Raw genomic sequence first — 14,307 nt, 5'->3', positions numbered from 1 at the left:
CGCCGACATTGGCGAGGTCCCGTACATCACGTTGCAGGTAAAACGTCGGTTTTCGGAGTTGTCAGTGCGAGAGATTTTCGAGTTTTGTTACCCAGTTATTGAATAACGGGCATGATTCCCGCATTTTAGGGATGCCTATGGCAGTGGCTATGGCAATGCCGGTTGTGGTTTTTTTGAACCGGCTCGAGAGTTTTTCCAGCCTTTTTGAAGGAGCGGTTGTTGAGTGATCGTTGATGTTCTCCGGCTCGCCGCATGTGGCCAGAATCTGCTCGATTGCTTTTTGCGGCACTCCAGACTGTTCGGCAAGACCAGGCGGGTCACTGAAGTAGAGGGCTTCGATCTCATACATGGAGAGATAAGGAATGAAACGCTGGGCGGAATTGAGGTCTGAGAACAGGGTATCGACCTCTTCAGCCGTAGCCTGGTTCATGATCTGGGCCTTACGGGTATGTTGCGTCTGCTTTTTTGATTCCGCGTATCCGGGCCAATCGCTGCCAATGCCGTAGTAATCGACCAATAATGTTATCCAGGTATTCTTTCTTTGTTTCAGATGTTTCTCGATGTCATTACGGGCGCGTGCAAATTTGACATCGCCACCTTTTTCACCAGGCTTATTCAAAATGACAGGTGTAAGAAACACGCCTTGATGCGCCAGATATGGCGCCAACAACCGTTTGACAAAGAGTTGTTCTGTTGGCCCTTCTGCAAGCACAATTACTTCGGCATAATCATTCATGGCAGGTGCCTCCAGCAATGATATTCCGTGACCAGAGCTCACCGACAGAATAATTTTCCAGCCATTCATCGAAATCGGCACGATGCAATCGTTCAAAAACAGATTGTCCCTCTCTGCGGTTTACCACCACGATATCTTCGATGGAAAACTGATCGAGCAGCAGGGGGGACTGCGTCGCGACAATGATCTGCGTTCGTTTTGCCGCATCACGAATCAGTTCTCCGAGAATCCTTATGGCCTCCGGATGCAGGCCAAGTTCCGGTTCGTCAATGACAATGACGGAAGGCGGAAATGGATTCAACAATGCAGTGGCGAGGCAGATGAACCGAATGGAGCCATCGGAGAGGTGATAGGGCTGCATTGGAAAATCGGAGCCTTTCTGTTGCCAACTGAGTTTGACTTTTTCCGCTTCGCCCATTTTGAGTACGTCAAGACGGAAATCGTCAAAAAAAGGCATGACCAGCCGGACGGTATTGATAATCTCTTTATAATATGAAGGGGCAGGGAACTTGTTGCCGGTTTTCAATTTCAGCAGAAACGGGGCGATATTGCCGCCGTCGCTTCCGAGCTTAGCATTGTTTTCGATGATCTGGTAGCGGCGCATAGGGGCCGATGAACTGGTGTCATGGAAGTGATAGACCATCCAGTTGGCTATGGATCGATAAACAAAATAGCCTACCCCATGTCCTCCCGTAGCAGATGGCTCTTCCTGCTCGTCCTCCAGTCGGCTTTCAAGTGATGGACTGCCATAAGGTCGCCAATTCGTTGTAACATATTTCCGTTCTTCAATGACAAGAAAGGTATCGTCAACAGTAGGGGTCAAGTCAAAACGGTAGTAGTTCGATCCTTGTCTGTAATCGCTATGAGACTCGAATTCAAACTCCATCGATATTGCGGGAGTGTTCCTGGGGCCATTATGAAGAAAATTGTCGGCCCCTCCATTTTCAAGAATAAACTTTTGCATCCCTTTGCCGGACATCGCCATCAGCAACTGAAAAACCTGCACGAGGTTGCTTTTTCCGGAGCCATTGGCCCCGATGATGATGTTCAGATCACGGAGTTCAAACTCCTTCAACTCACGAATCGACTTATACCCGTTGATGCTTATTTTTCTGATTGCTCCTTTCATATCGAATGTTGTTGGAGGTGTTGTTCATAGTAAGAAGAGTTGCCGATATCATGAGTGCCGACCTGCCGAAAAGGGAAGGGTTCGGGTCGTTCGTTGGCAGGCACGTTGAGGCGCATTGGCATCAGTTCGTGAATATGTGGCGAAATGGCTTTCAGCATTGGGTTCAGGAACGGTAAAATGGCGGTTCCGGTGTTTTTTTCGGTCCGATGTAAGCCGAAAAGTCGTGAGCGGCCCGGTATTCAGGTTCTTTTGCTCATCCGAAAGGAAAAGTAACGAAAAGCTTCGATAATCGTTTAATTTTGAGCGAGATGATGGGACGCACACAACTGCTTAATCTTTTGTGAAAGAATCAGAAGTGCCATTTCGCCCGATGGATTCAGATGAAGATAGTGGGCTTTTAAGGCTCTAAATTCTGATCTCTTTGCTGTGCCAGACACGAATAATAACAACCGTATCCTGTTTGTCCCACATATAGCGAAGCACAAAAGTGCCAGCACCAAAAGAGGGAAGCTGTTCGCGTCTGCGAGTGTCATCCTCCATTGGGCGGCCAATCTCGGGCATCGATTTCAGTAGACATGCGCCGTCCAGAAAGACCCTTGCCGCTCGTGCAACCTTTAGCAACCCAGATACTTCCACGTCATGTAGGGAATTGTTGACTCGCTTGGAGGAAAAAGCGCTCAAGTGTTCTGGTTTTGTAGGGCATGATTCGGCTGATTTTATCATCGAGTATAAAAACAGCCGATAAAACTTCTGCCAGCAAGAAAAACAGTGCCTCTGAGACCGAGGCTGGCGTGGGGAAAAGGTTCGGCGCGTAAGTTGATGGTTGCTGCTGATGAGCAGTCAGAGTTTCCTGAGTGTGCCTGATGGCAGAAACAATGTATGAGGTGCACCGATGCAGGGAATGAATCCATGGTGCAGGTAAAACGTCGCTGCGCTCTCGTCTTTTGCATCGATCAGCAAGGCATAAACAGCCATCAAAGAACTTGATGAGCGTACCAGTGCGTCTGCAATGAGCGTGTTGCCAAGTCCCTCTCCCTGATAGCTTTTATCGATGGCGAGTCGTTCCTGCCTGTAAGTGCTGAATGCCTTTCGAAGGCTCGTCGAAGAGCGTCATTAGGTTCTGGTGGATTCAGCAGGGCTTCGGCGAAAGCCTCTTGTCCTTCCACTGATAACTGAACGATAAAATTTTTTTCGATTGCCTTTGTGGCAGCATCGAGTGCTGCATGAACGACAAAATCGGTTACTGTTCTCCCCTGAATATCTGCGGCAAGTTTTATCCGGGTATGGGTTGCCCTGGAGATTCTCGCTTCAAGACGGGCTTTGCTCTCACTGCTTTGCTTTGCATCTTTTCGGGCAGCAGACTTGACAGTTTTGCTCTGTTCGTTTACGTCCGTTTTCATGATGACTCTTTTTTTGTACGGCAATTTACCGGAGTATATGAATTTCAAAACATAAACTATTCACAAGGAACCGTGCCTCACGGGTTTTTTGTTTCTCCGGGTGCAAGCGGCAGAAAAGAGAGTACCTCTGAGAGTGATGCAGGTGGCGAAAAGGTTTGGCTCGTAATGTCCAACGTCATCCGCTCCGCATTGCAATTGCCACAGTCAATGGAGTTGATTATCTTCTGACGTGGAACTGTCGGCACATTGCAAATCCAGACGTTAACGGGTTATAAAAAGAGGAGCAAATGGAAGTTTACAAATTACATATTTCGTTTCCGTATGATGAGAGTGACATCCCTTGGTCTAAAACCGTAGAGGTCAAAGAGGACTTTTCGCTGCGGCAGTTACATAACTATATTCAAAAGATCGTAGATTTTGATGACGATCATTTATACGAATTTTACGTTGGTAAGAAGCCTGGAAATAAGGCTTATTCAGTTTCCAGGAAAACTAAACTGAATGAAATATATCCAATGACGGGATATAAATTATACTATCTTTTTGATTTCGGAGACAACTGGTTATTTGAGATAAAGAAGTCACGAAAGAAAATAGTTGAAGAAAAAAATAAAAAATATCCGTTTATAGTTGAGTCAACGGGAGTTAATCCTGAGCAATATCCGGATTATGAAGAATAAAGCAGCTAACCAGGCACTGCAACTGACCCAATTCCGCAGCATCTTTTTCTTGCATGAAGAGAACAAAAAAGTTCGCGCTTCATTGGGCAACTGAGCGAAGCGCCAGGCGATAAAAAATACGAGAACATGCGAGATACGCGGAATTTGAGGCTTCTTTGGGTAGCTGATTGGGCATCTATGGTGCAAGCGGGAGGAAATCGCAAAGCCGATAAGTTTCAATTGCACCAGGCACACATTTGCCACGCTGTGCCTCTCTGCGGGGATGCCATTGAAGGTGGTGAGTGACTATCTTTGCCACAAGCTCAATCACGCAGACGGAGGTTTACGCGAGGCTTCTTGAGGATGAGCGGGATAGGTATTTTGGCCGGGTTGGGTTGACGGTTTCGGACGCCAGGGAGTTGACATTATAATCCGAGTTCACTGTGTGATCCAAGACGAACCAGCTCAAGAACGTCGTCGCCTGTTTTGCGGTAGATCAAAATAAGATCAGGCTTGATATGGCAATCGCGGTACCCTGTGAATTTTCCCATAAGCGCATGATCGACGGCATTGGGCGGCAAGACCTCATCGGACTCGAGGAGATCAAGGATTCCATTTAATAGAGCATCAAGGGATTTCCCATACATTCCTGATTTTTCTCTTCGATAGTCATGCCTGAATTTCCGGGATAGCTCAATCCTCCTCATTAAGCACCCTGAATAATTCTTCTCTGGAACCAACGGCGATAAGCTCTCCTCGTTGCGACTCCATAATAGCTTCTATCGTCTCGGCATTCGGAATGAGCGGATCAAATGGCAGTGCTTTTTCAGCGGCAACCCGCATCAGCATAAGGCGCACGGCATCGGACAGGGTGAGCCCTATGGCAGCCAGTACTGCGGTGGCTTCAGCTTTGGTTTTTTCGTCGATTCGCGCCCTCACAACAGTGTTTGCAATCATCTCTTTTCCTCGTTTTAACTTTCGTTCTTCTTTGGTGTAGCTACAATGTAGCGGAATGGCGGCGTTATTTCCAGAATATTTTTTCCGGAACGACTGAAACCTCACTCTTCCGGTAGATCAGGCAGGTGGCAGCGCCGGTCAATTGATAGTGTTCCCAACGCTCCCTATCCTCTTGCTTTTCCTGTTTTCCGTTCGTTGCGTGAAGGATTGAGCGTTACCGTCACTACATGGAGGTGACCTTCAGTAGATCCACGGGATAAACGTCTTTACTTTTTTTGCGTAGTCGGCGTATTCCGGATGCATCTGGGTCAGCCACCGCTCTTCTTTAGATGCTTTGTAGCTGAAAAAGAGAATGGCGACGACGAGCAGCAGCAGGTGTGAAAGGCTTATGCTGAAAACAGACCATCCTAATGCAGCGAAGAGCTGGCTGCTGTAAAGCGGATGGCGCACCATGCCGTAAACGCCTGTTGTCACCAGCCGGTTGTGATCGACCGGATAGGGAAGGGGGGAAAGAAACTCCTTGATGTGGTGTGAGCCGAGGCCGCCCAGCAGGATTGCCGCGCTCCAGCAGATGATCAGCAAGGCCCACCGGAGCAGAACGGTATTGGCGAAGAGCTCGGTTGCGCTCTGATCAGGCAGTACCGGGGTCAGGATAAATGCGGCCATCAGCAGGAACTGCATCACCACAAGGTGTTCGCCTCGCTTTCCAGGTGGCATCCGGTTCTGTATTGGTTTATCGGGGGTCATTGTTCGAGCGGAAAAAATTGGGTTTAATAATTACCTTTCAATAACGTTGATGGCTTTAACCGGACATCGCTTTCATTTGAAACTTGTACCATGATCTCTCCGAAAAAGACACTGCTTCTCCTTATCGACATACAGGGCAGACTTGCTCAACGTGTGTATCAGGCTGATCTGGTTGAATAAAATAGAAAAAAACTCATCAGCGCCTGCGGGATTCTCGATGTGCCTGTACGTTTATACCGAACAGTATCGACAACGTGATTTATTGATGTCGGAGATCCGCTTCAGAGAAACGGGCTTGCCGAACTGACCGGCAGGGTGCAACAGGTAACGGCAAGCCCCCCTAATGCACCGAGCATGAAATGCAGGGGTCGTAGGAGCGCACCAGCATGGTGGCGAGCTTTTCAATCTCCCTGTCGCTTTTCCCCTCCCTGAGCCCCTGCTCGGTGAGTGCACGCAGATCATGGTGGATGTTGCCATTATTCTGGGTAGTGGGGATGATGCAGTTTGCCTTGACCACTTTTCCCGCAGCATCGGTTTCCATATGGTGATAGAGAATTCCGCGTGGCGCTTCAACCGCTCCCGTGGCGGCTCCGGCCTGGGGTACATATGGTGTTTTTATCTCCCGAAGCTCCATGTCGAGCAGCGAGTTGATGAGCTGTTCAGCATCCTCAAGAATATGAACACACTCTACAAGCTGGGCGATGTTCGTCATGAAGGGGTTGTGGCAGATCGGCTTGAGCCCCAGGCTTTCCGCAGCCTCCTTTGCGCCAGGATGCAGCAGATCATGGTTGTTGTTGAAGCGTGCCAGCGCTCCGGCAACCGAGGATTCACGGCTCAGCCGGGTGAATTTTGAGGTGGAAAAATCCATTGTGTACTCATTGGTCATCAAGAGATAGTCATTCTCTTCCCGCTTGACACCGTCGCTCGATACCAGGCTGCCGCCGATTGAGGGGTAGCTTGAGCCATTGCGCAATGAGATAAATTCGGTTTCGCGCGTGAAATCAGGCATGACGAGGGAGCGGAAAAAAGCAGATGCCGTGGCGAGCGCAGGCTTTCTCTCCTGAATCATGGTACGAAGGTTGAGAAGCTTCTCCTTGTCGGGGGCCTTGCTGAGCCCTCCCACCACAAGGCTGACCGGGTGGGTGCATCGTCCCGCAGTTATGGCGCTGATTTCGTTGCCAAGCTCCTTGAGCTGCAGCCCTGCCCTTACCAGATCGGGGTGTGACTCCATCAGCGGCAGAACGCTGGCGCTGTTGGCAAAATCCGGTGCGATGAGAAAAAAGAGGTGCAGGGCATGGCTTTGCAGGGTTTCACCGTGCATGGCCAGCAGCCTTGTTTTTTCGGCAGCAACCGGCGGTGCTATCGCCATGGCTCGTTCAAGCGCCCTGATACTTGCAAGGGCGTGGCTGATCGAGCAGATGCCGCAGATCCTTGAGGTCAGAAAGGGCACTCGTTCGGCGCTCATCCCTTTGATCATTACCTCAAAAAACCTTGGGGTTTCAACAATGGCCCATTGGGCTTCGACCAGTTGGCCCTTCCTGACGGTTATCCTGATGTCTGCGTGCCCTTCAACCCGTGAGAGGTGATGGATAGCAATCGCGTAGTCACGCTTCATGGCTTTGGAATGCTTCAAATGCGTTATAAAAAGCCAGTTTTTCCTGCAGGTCGTCGAAGCTCAGCCCTCTTTGCCTGACAAGATCAAGAAAGGCTGGCATGTTGATCTCCTCTGACGGGCCCCGGCATCCGAGGCAGGGCGTTTTTCCGGTTGTACAAACGGCATTGCATCCGGCGCGGGTGATGGGTCCGAGGCAGATTTCGCCAAGTTCGAAGAGGCAGGTGTTGAGTTGTGCCTTGCATTCCACACAAACCGGGTATTTCGGGAGCGTAATCTGCGAGCCACGAACAAGGCTTACCACAATCCGCTCCACCTCCCTCTTGTCAACCGGACATCCGGGTATGGAGAGGTCAACCTTGACCACATCGCTGATCTTGCGTACCGGAAGGGTTTCAATCGGCATTCCGGGATAAACCGCATCAATCATCTCCCTGGCGGGAAAGCGGTTTTTCAGGCTGTTGATCCCGCCGAAGCAGGCGCAGGTGCCGAATGCCACAAGGATTTTTGCCTGCTGCCGTATTTTCAGCAGTCGCTCGACCTCATCCTGGCGGCTGATGCTTCCCTCAATGAGGGCGATGTCGTAATCGTCGTGCTGTTCCGACGAGAGCTCCCGGAAATTTCTGATATCAAGAAGATTGAGAAAATCCGCAAGTGTTGATTCCCGGTTGGCCAGTTGCAACTGGCATCCTTCACAGCAGGTGAAGTCGAAGGAGGCTATTTTCAGCCTTTCAAAGGAGACTCCCTGGTGAGCGATTAGTTCTCCCATTCTAAATGGCCTCCTTGAGATTCATGACCGTCCAGTAATCGAAAACCGGGCCGTCAATACAGGTAAAGGTGGAGCCAACCATGCATCGGCAGCATTTTCCCATGCCGCAGTGCATCCGCCTTTCCAGCGAAACGAACATGCGGTTCATGGGTATGCCAAGCCGGTCAAGATAACCGCAGACAAACTTGAACATGACCGGCGGGCCGCAGACGATGGCCCACGTTTTGGCGGGATCAATTGAAATATCGTTGAAGAGATCAGTGATCATGCCCTTTTTTCCCTTCCATCCGCTGTCGCCATGTTCAACAATGGTGTGCAGGTTGATATGGTTGATCATCTTCCACTCGTCGAACTGCCACGTGAAGAGAAGCTGCGAGGGCTCTTTTGCACCATAGAGCAGGTTAACGTCAAGAAATCGGTCGCGGTGTTCATTGATCCAGTAGAGCGGTGCACGGAGCGGCGCAATGCCGAGCCCTCCGGCAACCAGCAGAACGTTATGGCCGCTCATCTCATCCATCGGAAATGCCGATCCAAAAGGGCCCCTTATGGCAACATGGGCACCCTCTGTGAGCGTGAAAAGGGCAGAGGTCACATGGCCCGCCTTGCGGATGCAGAGTTCCAGAAACTCATGATTGCTGTTGGAGCTTGAAATCGAGATCGGCACATCACCATAGCCGGGCACTTCGAGCATGAGAAACTGGCCGGGCCTGAACCTGAAGAGGGAGCGCTCGACAGGATCGATAATGCGGAGCTGAAAAAGCTTCTCCTGTTCGGTGAGACGAACGATATTGGTAACGGAGCACTTGTAGCCAAAGTCGGTTTTCAATACCTCCGACCGCCGGTTGAAATCAGGTGCCGATGAGGCGAAGTCCTCCCGGTTTATGTCCTGGCAGGGGATGACGAAACGCAGATCATGCATGATTCTTTCTCCATTCTGAGGTCGTTGATCACTTCTTTCGGGTTGATCCCGGCAAGGCATGCCCTGCCGCACCGATTGCATCCCACACAGATCTGCTGATTGGCGTTTTCGGCAAATCCCCGGTGCTGGTGATAATAGCGATATTTCAGTCGGTCGCCGTTCTTCGGACGAAAATTGTGTCCGCCGGCAACAACTGCGAAATCAACAAGATTGCAGGAGTAAAGCTTTTTTTCGCGTGAAGCCACTTTCAGGCTGGTGTCGAATGATTCCGTGACCGAGTAGCAGTAGCAGGAGGGGCACACCATGGCGCAGCTTCCGCAGTTCAGGCATTTATTGCCCCATTTTTCCCAGACGGTGGAGTCGAACTCAATGTCGAGAATGGTTGGAAGCCCCGTGACATCAATTTCAGTTTCAAAACCATTCTGTATCTGTTTGCGCCGCTCAACAAGGGCGCAATTATCGTCATAATTTGGGTCGCGGGTCTCGAACTCCTTGAGAAAATTAAATGCTTTTGACGAATTGATCGAGAGGTAGTAGTGGTCGCCAATATCCGAACAGAAGAGGTTGAAGCCGGTCGTGACCGTATGATGGTTCATCGATTTGCAGAAACAGTCCGGCAGGGGCAGATGATCCATGCCGATAACAAAGGTGTTTTTGCGTTTGGCCAGATAGTAGGGTGATGGAAAATGGCCGTTGAGCAGGACGTCGTCAAGAATGTTCAGGGCGCTGATGTCACATGCTCTCAGACCGATGAGCACTATCGGTGTTGCTTCGTAGGCAATCTGCTGTTCCCAGTCATCCCCGCGAAAAAGAAAACGCGACAACTCTTCGCGGAAAGGAAGAAAAAAATGCTTCGCCGACGATGCCGTGGCGGTATAGTCGAAGGCGATATCACGGGCCGACTGTACCGGCTGGAACTGGTAAACAGGATTGCCACGGTGATCTCTATCAACCTCCCTGGGCCCGAAAGAGCGGTTGTTTTCGACCAGGGCCCCTATAAACTTTGTGAACTCCTCTTTGGAAATGACTTTGTAGATCATCGCTCAAGCTCCGGTTTCTCTCATCCTGCAAAAGAGCATTGCACTGGTAAAGGTACGTAAAATCGTTCGGTTTACGCTCTTTTTTCAAGAAGATAAACCTTGTCATGTTTCCTTACCTTGGCACACCGCAAGGTAACATTGTCGCCTTTGATGGCATCGAGATCGGGTCGGTCATTGGTTAAAAAGGAGTCGGCAAAGGCGGTGACGACACCGGTTTTTGCCCCCTGGATGGAGAGTTTGTCGCCGCTTTTAAGGCCGCGAGCCAGGATATGGATCTCGGCAACCTCCACTTTTGGATAATATTTCTGTACCTCACCGATATAGCTCTTTTTCTCTTTGGCCAGTGAACCGTACTCCCTCACCCACTCTTCAAGAGGCTTGCCAAAATAAAAGCCTTTCGAAAATCCACGGTTGTAAACGGTTGCAAGCTCCTCCTTGAGCTGTGTTGTCAGTTTGCTGTACTCATTTCTGAATTCCGGGTCGTTGCGGCGGGTGGTGCAGAAGTCGATCGAGCTGCGGTATGCTGTTGTGGCCGTATGCACATATTCCGGGCTGCGGCTTCTCCCTTCGATTTTGAAGGCGGTTATTCCCGCATCCATCAGCACATCAATAAATTCCACCGTACAGAGATCCTTTGGACTCATCACATAATCTGTTCCAAGCACAAGTTCCTCCTTCTCTTCCGGATCGGTAATGAGATACTCCCGACGGCACGGCTGCACACACTGACCACGGTTTGCCGAGCGGCCGAACAGATCCTGTGACATGAAACAACGCCCCGATACGGCAACGCACATGGCGCCGTGAACAAAGCATTCAATCTGCACATCCAGCCCGTCTGCCTTTATGCTATTCGTAATATGGCGTACCTGTTCAATGGTAAGCTCTCTTGCGAGTACAATCATTTTTGCCCCGAGAGCGGCATAGAATTTTACAGCGCTGTAACTGCTGACCGATGCCTGTGTCGAGATATGAAAGGGTATTCCAGCTTTCCTGCAGGCCTCAATTACCGCCATGTCCGAGCAAATGATGGCGTCAATTCCCACCCTTTTTGCTACGGCGATGGTCTGCGTCATCTTTTTCAGTTCATTGTCATAGACAATGGTATTCAGTGCGAGGTATTTTTTCGCATTGTATTCCTTGCAGAGAGCCTTGATGGCAGGAAAATCAGCAGGAGTGAAATTGCTGCTCCCTGCACGCATGTTATAGCCCTCGGCTCCGAAGTAAACCGCATCCGCTCCCGCCTTCAGTGCAGTAAGCAATCCGGTCATGTCGCCGGCAGGCGCAATCAGTTCAACCTTTTTTTCCAGCATGTACGCGTTACTGTTTCATTTTCCCAAGGGCTCCTGAAAATCAGTTGCCATCTAACAGAGTGGAACCTGTGGGTTGCCTTTAACGATAACAATCTTTCGGAAATTCTGAAGAGAGATTTGCCATTTTATCTGCAATGAAAATGAAAATCGTCAATCAGGAAAGAGGCGATTCTGAACCCGGCTCTTTTTTATTACGTCAATACGATATTTATTTTGTACTTTAATACCGTGTGTGAAGTGTAGGGTTGTGGCTCTTTTTTTAGGAATCTCTTGATTTGTAACGTTTTTCGCGTACAAATTTTACCGGCAGTGGCTCTCTACTGCCGCTTTTTTTTGATCCTTCAATGGACTCTCCCTTCGATATGGTGTTTGGTTTGTTAAGTTCATTTTTTTTGAGGGTTCATTGTATTGAGCTGATGACGTGTTCAAGATGGAAGGGAAATCCGGTACTGAATTGGATTTATGGGTCTGTTTGATTTATGTTTCAGGAGGAGTCGCTTGGATCAGCTTTATCGGCTCTGAAAAACATCTGCATACCCTGTTCTTGATTCTTCCACAGTGTCAATTTCAAGACGATGACTTATTCCGGAGATGGCTTCCTGCACAAGTATTTCCTTGGTAATTCAGCGAAGCGATTGCATAAATGGCTTCACTATTTCGATATTTATGAGCGGCATTTCTCAAGATTCAGAGGCAAGGCGCCCGTCATGATTGAAATCGGCGTTTTTGGTGGCGGATCGCTCGCAATGTGGAAAGAGTACTTTGGCAAGGAGGCAAAGATCATCGGTATTGACATTGATCCGGAATGCAAGGTACATGAATCGGATGGAGTCGAAATATTTATAGGCAGCCAGGATGATCCCGCCCTGATCCAGCAGATATTCAATAAGTACCCCTGGGTTGACATTGTTCTTGATGACGGAAGTCACATGATGCATCATATGGTCTCCTCATTCGAGTTGATGTACGATAGGGTGCAACCTAACGGAATCTATATGGTGGAGGATACCCACACCTGCTATTGGCCTGAATATGGCGGTGGATTAGAGCTTCCGAACACCTTTATCGAATATGCAAAGCATAAAATGGACGAGCTGAACGCTGTTCATTCGAGAGAGATTCTTCCGGTTTCAACATTTACCAAATCTACGGATTGCATTGCCTGTTACGACAGTGTGGTTGTTTTCGAGCGGCGCCCACAGGGAATGCGACAAGCGATTATTACCAATCCAATGAGTTGAGCGTGAGGTATATGCCATATTCTGTTGCACCTGTTTCATCAGGAAGGCTTACATTTGCTGTGCATGATCAACATCAGAAACTGCGGGCACTCTTCTGCAATCAGGATGCTCCTCTCTTTCTGTTCTTGAGTCAGTTACTCCATAACGATATAAAAGAGAAGCAGGGATTATGAATGACCGTTTTTTTCTGAAATTGCTGCTGGCGCTTTTTGCCGGGCTCATTTTCGCCGAGGTGCTGGTTGTTCTGCTTTTCGGGCTGCGGCTGGAGCTTATACTCTTCTGCTTTATTGTTGTCGCGGCTTTGACCGGTATTGCGGTCGTTGTACGCCTGCTGCTGGTGGAGCGGAGGGAGATTGACTCGGTTTCCATGCGGCGCGCGATGCAGAAGCGCGAAGGCATCATGCAGGATCGGTTGAAGGAGTATGATGTTGATGAGGAGTTTATCGGGGGGAAAAAAGTGATGCGCCCGAAAGGAAACAGTATGTCACCCGCTCATCGGGAACACCTGAGTGATAAGAGCGCTTCCCCGGCTGCTCCGGTTAGCCTCTCGATTGAAGAGGCAATTCGGCTCCATGCCGGGATGTACGGGGGGCTTGAAAAACTGCTGCAACTGATGGAAAAGATAGATGAAGCCTCTTTCAGCTCCCTTGTGCAAAAAGCGGGTCTGGGTACTCTTTCACGACAGGAGGTCATGCTCAGGATTACCTGCATGATTGATGAACAGGCCTCTTCAGGCGGAGCTGCCAGCCGGAAGTCATGCATTATCGAGGGTTATTCCATGGAAAGTGAGAGTTTTGACGACTATATCCGGCGCAGTATGAGTGGTTCAGAGGAGGCTTCGGAGAGCGGGGATAAAGGCTTTTCCATTGAACTGGACGGCGCCGCTCTTTCAAAGGGTGTTGGTGTGCCTCCAGCGGATTTTTCCCACGATCCGAAATCGATGATTGCAAGTCTGAAAAGAGCGGGATCGCACACATGAAACCCGTTGCAACCACGCCCTTAAGCAAAGCGAAGCTTCAGAAGTACGTTAAACTTCATCAGAAAAAGTTCAGGGATCAGGAGCGCCTCTTTCTTGCCGAAGGGCTCCGTACGGTCAGGGAGCTCTGCCTCAACCTGCCAAGTGAGGAGATGCTTGTCGCTCTGCTTGTCAGGGAGGGAGAAGCGGAGGTCGCCCGTTTTGCTCAACCCTGGAAGGGAAAGCTCTTTTCCATAGGCGAAAAAGAGTGCGCCCAGCTTTCCGAAACCGCAACGTCGCAGGGGATTTTCGGTGTTTTCCGTCAGCAGCGTCCGGTTGAGCCTGCTGCAGAAGCGGTTTCTGCAACGTCCGACAAATCACTCATCGTTGCGCTTGATGATGTTCAGGATCCGGGCAATGTAGGTACCATTCTCAGAACAGCGGTCTGGTTCGGAGCTGATGCCCTCATTTGCAGCACCGGAACAGCCGACCGCTATAACGCCAAGGCAGTCCGCTCTTGTGCCGGAAGCATCTATGCCATCCGCCATTATGGTGTTGATCGACTTGAGCGTGAACTCCTCTGGTTTAAGAAACAGGGCTATTCCATTACCTCTTCATCCCTTGAAGGAAAGGATTTTCGTGAGTTCAGCTCCTGGCCCGCAAAACAGGTGCTCGTGATCGGCAACGAAGCCAACGGCATCAGTGAACCCGTAAAAGCGCTGGCCGATCGGCTGGTGCGCATACCCCACAGCGGCAGAAGCGTGCGGGTTGAATCGCTCAACGCCGCAGTCTCCGCCGCCATCCTTATGGAGCGTCTGGTGCTTTCATGA

At 49.9% G+C, this 14,307-nt stretch carries 17 protein-coding genes; 4 read left to right on the top strand and 13 right to left on the bottom strand.

Going from position 1 to position 14,307, the window contains the following annotated elements:
- Positions 1-61 precede the first annotated feature (61 nt).
- The 5 genes from AC56AD_RS12660 to AC56AD_RS12640 all read right to left on the bottom strand — a co-directional run bounded on the left by AC56AD_RS12660 (position 62) and on the right by AC56AD_RS12640 (position 3,265).
- The gene (locus AC56AD_RS12660) at positions 62-736 is read right to left on the bottom strand and encodes a DUF4276 family protein (protein WP_012509162.1); all 675 of its coding nucleotides are present in this window, start codon (positions 734-736) and stop codon (positions 62-64) included.
- Positions 729-1,865: an AAA family ATPase gene (locus AC56AD_RS12655; RefSeq protein ID WP_012509161.1), complete on the bottom strand. Its 1,137-nt coding sequence runs from the start codon at positions 1,863-1,865 to the stop codon at positions 729-731. The genes AC56AD_RS12660 and AC56AD_RS12655 overlap by 8 nt, the downstream gene beginning before the upstream one ends.
- A gap of 405 nt (positions 1,866-2,270) precedes the next feature.
- On the bottom strand, positions 2,271-2,501 hold the full coding sequence (locus AC56AD_RS12650; protein WP_041526552.1) for a type II toxin-antitoxin system RelE/ParE family toxin: 231 nt from the start codon (positions 2,499-2,501) through the stop codon (positions 2,271-2,273).
- A 204-nt stretch (positions 2,502-2,705) separates the two neighbouring features.
- A complete protein-coding gene (locus tag AC56AD_RS12645; protein WP_223294047.1) occupies positions 2,706-2,918 on the bottom strand; it encodes a GNAT family N-acetyltransferase in 213 nt (70 codons plus the stop codon).
- Positions 2,840-3,265 carry a type II toxin-antitoxin system TacA family antitoxin gene (locus tag AC56AD_RS12640; RefSeq protein WP_223293921.1) on the bottom strand — a complete coding sequence of 142 codons (426 nt, stop codon included), beginning with the start codon at positions 3,263-3,265 and terminating at the stop codon, positions 2,840-2,842. Before AC56AD_RS12640 ends, AC56AD_RS12645 begins: the two co-directional genes overlap by 79 nt.
- Before the next feature lie 287 nt (positions 3,266-3,552).
- On the opposite strand from AC56AD_RS12640, the gene AC56AD_RS12635 reads away from it, so the two are divergent.
- Positions 3,553-3,945: an IS1096 element passenger TnpR family protein gene (locus AC56AD_RS12635; protein WP_012509160.1), complete on the top strand. Its 393-nt coding sequence runs from the start codon at positions 3,553-3,555 to the stop codon at positions 3,943-3,945.
- Between the two features lie 404 nt (positions 3,946-4,349).
- On the opposite strand, the gene AC56AD_RS12630 is transcribed toward AC56AD_RS12635, so the two are convergent.
- The 8 genes from AC56AD_RS12630 to AC56AD_RS12595 form a co-directional block, all read right to left on the bottom strand.
- Positions 4,350-4,631: a type II toxin-antitoxin system YafQ family toxin gene (locus AC56AD_RS12630; RefSeq protein WP_012509159.1), complete on the bottom strand. Its 282-nt coding sequence runs from the start codon at positions 4,629-4,631 to the stop codon at positions 4,350-4,352.
- Positions 4,618-4,881, bottom strand: a complete 264-nt coding sequence (locus AC56AD_RS12625) for a type II toxin-antitoxin system RelB/DinJ family antitoxin (RefSeq protein ID WP_012509158.1) — start codon at positions 4,879-4,881, stop codon at positions 4,618-4,620. Before AC56AD_RS12625 ends, AC56AD_RS12630 begins: the two co-directional genes overlap by 14 nt.
- 240 nt (positions 4,882-5,121) lie before the next feature.
- On the bottom strand, positions 5,122-5,628 hold the full coding sequence (locus AC56AD_RS12620; RefSeq protein WP_012509157.1) for a methyltransferase family protein: 507 nt from the start codon (positions 5,626-5,628) through the stop codon (positions 5,122-5,124).
- A 340-nt stretch (positions 5,629-5,968) separates the two neighbouring features.
- The gene (locus AC56AD_RS12615) at positions 5,969-7,243 is read right to left on the bottom strand and encodes a Ni/Fe hydrogenase subunit alpha (protein WP_012509156.1); all 1,275 of its coding nucleotides are present in this window, start codon (positions 7,241-7,243) and stop codon (positions 5,969-5,971) included.
- On the bottom strand, positions 7,233-8,009 hold the full coding sequence (locus AC56AD_RS12610) for an NADH-quinone oxidoreductase subunit B family protein (protein ID WP_012509155.1): 777 nt from the start codon (positions 8,007-8,009) through the stop codon (positions 7,233-7,235). The genes AC56AD_RS12615 and AC56AD_RS12610 overlap by 11 nt, the downstream gene beginning before the upstream one ends.
- Position 8,010: 1 nt before the next feature.
- Positions 8,011-8,835, bottom strand: a complete 825-nt coding sequence (locus AC56AD_RS12605) for an FAD/NAD(P)-binding protein (RefSeq protein ID WP_041526892.1) — start codon at positions 8,833-8,835, stop codon at positions 8,011-8,013.
- Between the two features lie 53 nt (positions 8,836-8,888).
- Positions 8,889-9,968 carry a 4Fe-4S dicluster domain-containing protein gene (locus tag AC56AD_RS12600; protein ID WP_012509153.1) on the bottom strand — a complete coding sequence of 360 codons (1,080 nt, stop codon included), beginning with the start codon at positions 9,966-9,968 and terminating at the stop codon, positions 8,889-8,891.
- A 71-nt stretch (positions 9,969-10,039) separates the two neighbouring features.
- Positions 10,040-11,281: a peptidase U32 family protein gene (locus AC56AD_RS12595; protein WP_012509152.1), complete on the bottom strand. Its 1,242-nt coding sequence runs from the start codon at positions 11,279-11,281 to the stop codon at positions 10,040-10,042.
- A 575-nt stretch (positions 11,282-11,856) separates the two neighbouring features.
- Here AC56AD_RS12595 and AC56AD_RS12590 point away from each other — a divergent pair.
- The 3 genes from AC56AD_RS12590 (at position 11,857) to AC56AD_RS12580 (ending at position 14,307) form a co-directional block, all read left to right on the top strand.
- Entirely contained in the window at positions 11,857-12,522 is a 666-nt protein-coding gene (locus AC56AD_RS12590; RefSeq protein WP_012509151.1) for a class I SAM-dependent methyltransferase, read from the top strand.
- Between the two features lie 169 nt (positions 12,523-12,691).
- Complete coding sequence (locus AC56AD_RS12585) at positions 12,692-13,501, top strand: hypothetical protein (protein ID WP_012509150.1); 810 nt, start codon at positions 12,692-12,694, stop codon at positions 13,499-13,501.
- Entirely contained in the window at positions 13,498-14,307 is an 810-nt protein-coding gene (locus AC56AD_RS12580; protein ID WP_012509149.1) for a TrmH family RNA methyltransferase, read from the top strand. The genes AC56AD_RS12585 and AC56AD_RS12580 overlap by 4 nt, the downstream gene beginning before the upstream one ends.

Source organism: Pelodictyon clathratiforme, from assembly GCF_982375515.1.
Note: the sequence above shows the minus strand (reverse complement) of the source record. Positions and strands in the feature narration are given on the sequence as shown.

What these genes read in the sequence shown, in the direction of transcription:
- AC56AD_RS12660 (WP_012509162.1), bottom strand. Translation starts at nt 736, where the DNA reads ATGAATGATTATGCCGAAGTAATTGTGCTTGCAGAAGGGCCAACAGAA.
- AC56AD_RS12655 (WP_012509161.1), bottom strand. Translation starts at nt 1,865, where the DNA reads ATGAAAGGAGCAATCAGAAAAATAAGCATCAACGGGTATAAGTCGATT.
- AC56AD_RS12640 (WP_223293921.1), bottom strand. Translation starts at nt 3,265, where the DNA reads ATGAAAACGGACGTAAACGAACAGAGCAAAACTGTCAAGTCTGCTGCC.
- AC56AD_RS12635 (WP_012509160.1), top strand. Translation starts at nt 3,553, where the DNA reads ATGGAAGTTTACAAATTACATATTTCGTTTCCGTATGATGAGAGTGAC.
- AC56AD_RS12630 (WP_012509159.1), bottom strand. Translation starts at nt 4,631, where the DNA reads ATGAGGAGGATTGAGCTATCCCGGAAATTCAGGCATGACTATCGAAGA.
- AC56AD_RS12625 (WP_012509158.1), bottom strand. Translation starts at nt 4,881, where the DNA reads ATGATTGCAAACACTGTTGTGAGGGCGCGAATCGACGAAAAAACCAAA.
- AC56AD_RS12620 (WP_012509157.1), bottom strand. Translation starts at nt 5,628, where the DNA reads ATGACCCCCGATAAACCAATACAGAACCGGATGCCACCTGGAAAGCGA.
- AC56AD_RS12615 (WP_012509156.1), bottom strand. Translation starts at nt 7,243, where the DNA reads ATGAAGCGTGACTACGCGATTGCTATCCATCACCTCTCACGGGTTGAA.
- AC56AD_RS12610 (WP_012509155.1), bottom strand. Translation starts at nt 8,009, where the DNA reads ATGGGAGAACTAATCGCTCACCAGGGAGTCTCCTTTGAAAGGCTGAAA.
- AC56AD_RS12600 (WP_012509153.1), bottom strand. Translation starts at nt 9,968, where the DNA reads ATGATCTACAAAGTCATTTCCAAAGAGGAGTTCACAAAGTTTATAGGG.
- AC56AD_RS12595 (WP_012509152.1), bottom strand. Translation starts at nt 11,281, where the DNA reads ATGCTGGAAAAAAAGGTTGAACTGATTGCGCCTGCCGGCGACATGACC.
- AC56AD_RS12590 (WP_012509151.1), top strand. Translation starts at nt 11,857, where the DNA reads ATGACTTATTCCGGAGATGGCTTCCTGCACAAGTATTTCCTTGGTAAT.
- AC56AD_RS12585 (WP_012509150.1), top strand. Translation starts at nt 12,692, where the DNA reads ATGAATGACCGTTTTTTTCTGAAATTGCTGCTGGCGCTTTTTGCCGGG.
- AC56AD_RS12580 (WP_012509149.1), top strand. Translation starts at nt 13,498, where the DNA reads ATGAAACCCGTTGCAACCACGCCCTTAAGCAAAGCGAAGCTTCAGAAG.